We start from the raw sequence: 2,396 nt of genomic DNA, 5'->3' as shown, positions 1-2,396 counted from the left end.
TGTGTTTTGCAAGATAAATGTTTAGAAAATTGCAATGAAAAGTTAAGAACTTTGCCAACCACTTTTAGTTCAATTATTTCGCATAGATAATGCATGGTTCACTCGGTAGCTATCTCCAGTAAAACTTAACACATGTGCATGATGAATCACTCGATCCACCAATGCAGCCGTGAGACGAGAGTCAATGAACATACGATTCCATTGACTGAATTCTAAATTCGAGGTAATGACTAAACTTCGTCTTTCGTACCAATCTGATATGAGCTGAAATAGACATTCTGCGCCTTCTTTACTAAATGGGACATAACCCATCTCGTCCAAAATGATCATGTCCACTTTATCGAATTTCCGACGAAATGACTCAAACCGTCCTTCTCTCCAGTGCTTTTCAAGTAATGCCATTAAATCAGCGACCCTGTAAAAACGTACCTCATAACCGTTTCGACAGGCCTTACGGCCTAACCCTGTTACGAGATGGGTTTTACCTGTTCCAGGGGAACCAGAAAGAACGACATTCTGTTTCTGTTGAATAAACGCTAACGATTCTAATTCTTTCTGGTCGAGTTGAGGTGGGAATCGGATATGTCCATTCCACTGATACGTTTCTAATTCTTTTTCATTAATAAACTTTGCCTTCTTAAGATTTCGCTCACCTCGAGCTAATTCTCTTAATTCTAATTCTTGTTCTAGTAACGCAGTAACGTATTGTTCAGGATTCTCAAAAGGAATCTTTTCATAAAGGTCTGCCACGTATGCCAATCGTAAAGATTTACATCTTTTTCTTAGGATATCTGACATATTATATTTCCCCCTCAGTTGCAGAATGACTGACAGGTTGAAGAGAATCATATAAACTCCAATTAACGTCATAGGGATGAGAATCCTCGTTTTTATTCGTTGCCTGTTCATCCTGTGGCACATAATCATAAAAGTGATTATCAATTTCTTCCAGACTATAGCTAGATAATAGTTTGAGAATCCACTTCACTCGTTTTTTTCTTAATTGAACAGAATCTATGTTTAGATAATGAGCAATTCGCCCCGGGAGATAGGGGAAGTATCTTGAATAAACAACTGACCTAGGCTTTATTCGCCATCTAGTAAATATAGAAAGCCACGGGATATCTCTTTCTTGATTCATATATGGTCTAGGGCCTTTAGAGAGTAACTCTCCATTAGGAGAGACAACTTTATACTCATTCCAGTAGGTGATTAATTGTAATTTAGTGTAGTGATAACTAGTCGGAACATGAATCGCTACACCATCAACCTTTACTTCACCATATTTATTCGCAGAAGCTAAGGTTTCTTTGAAAACAGGGTAAGGAACATCAGGTAGCGCTAACCCATATTTTCTTTCTTCTTTCATCAAGTCAATAATCTTGATTCCTTTTTTATAATGAGGCCGCTGATGATCTTCTTCTGTTTTCTCGTTTAGTAACTCCTGTAGATGAGTGAAATCTTTTATGACTGGCGAAGGTGTGAAAAAATTATAGCGGACATACCCAACCTTGTTTTCGACATGTCCTTTCTCATTGCCTTTTCTAGGGTTGCACGCTTGAGGTTCAAACCCATAATGACTGGCAAAACGTTGAAAAGCTTCCGTGAAGACTGTCTCTTTCCCATTGCCACGTGCTTTAACTACGGCAGCGGATAAATTATCTAATCGCAATTTTCTAGGGACATAACCCGCTTGATTAAATAATGTTTTTAAGCCTTCTAGAAAACATTCTTGATTCTCCGCTGGAAGAGGTGTGACTAAGCCAGCGTTACTATAAGGAAAACTCATCACGAGACAATGGACATCTTTAAACTTTCCATCTTGAACAACCTCTGTCACCCCGAAATCAACTTGTGCCTCCGCAGGAGGTTGAGTCAATCGTTCATACTCTTCTTTATATTCATCGGCTTCGTTTATTTTAGCTTGGTTCCATTCTTGAATGAAGTTACAGACAGTACGATAAGATCCTGGGAAACCTAGAGCTTCTAATTCTTCAAATATCTTTTTATTGTTTCTTCTTAGTTTTTTCTTTAAAGCACGATCTTCTACTAGCCAGTCAGAAACGATGTCTCCCCATTCTTCTTCATACATCATCCCTTTTTTCAAAGAATGTTTTTCTACAGGCAACTGATCTTCATCGGCGTATTTCTTAACTGTCGACCAACAAAAACCAGTCCGTTTGGATATTTCGTTAATAGATAGTGATTTATTATTTCTCAAATGTTTGATATGATTAATTTCAGGCATTGCTAGCATCCTTCCACTTCCTCTTCCATTATTAGTTTAGTCACCAATAACGGTAAGGGATTTTGATTGGGCTGGCAAGCCTTTTTTGTTTGTTCAAGCTTCTAAGATTTTCGTTGCAATACTATCTACTTTTATATTGCCATAAACA

2 protein-coding genes are annotated in these 2,396 nt (G+C 37.8%); both read right to left on the bottom strand.

The genetic code is table 11. The annotated features are described in order from the left end of the window. Positions 1-69: 69 nt before the first annotated feature. Positions 70-798 (bottom strand): IS21-like element helper ATPase IstB, encoded by a 729-nt coding sequence (gene istB, locus C3945_RS11600; RefSeq protein WP_161879811.1) that lies wholly within the window; start codon positions 796-798, stop codon positions 70-72. A 1-nt stretch (position 799) separates the two neighbouring features. Then, positions 800-2,248 (bottom strand): IS21 family transposase, encoded by a 1,449-nt coding sequence (gene istA / locus C3945_RS11595; protein ID WP_202623368.1) that lies wholly within the window; start codon positions 2,246-2,248, stop codon positions 800-802. Between the last annotated feature and the right edge of the window lie 148 nt (positions 2,249-2,396).

It is taken from the genome of Alkalibacterium sp. MB6, assembly GCF_009935905.1.
Classification (GTDB): Bacteria; Bacillota; Bacilli; order Lactobacillales; family Carnobacteriaceae_A; genus Alkalibacterium.
Note: the sequence above shows the minus strand (reverse complement) of the source record. Positions and strands in the feature narration are given on the sequence as shown.

Coding starts and splice junctions, on each gene's coding strand:
- istA (WP_202623368.1), bottom strand. CDS start 2,248: ATGCCTGAAATTAATCATATCAAACATTTGAGAAATAATAAATCACTA.
- istB (WP_161879811.1), bottom strand. CDS start 798: ATGTCAGATATCCTAAGAAAAAGATGTAAATCTTTACGATTGGCATAC.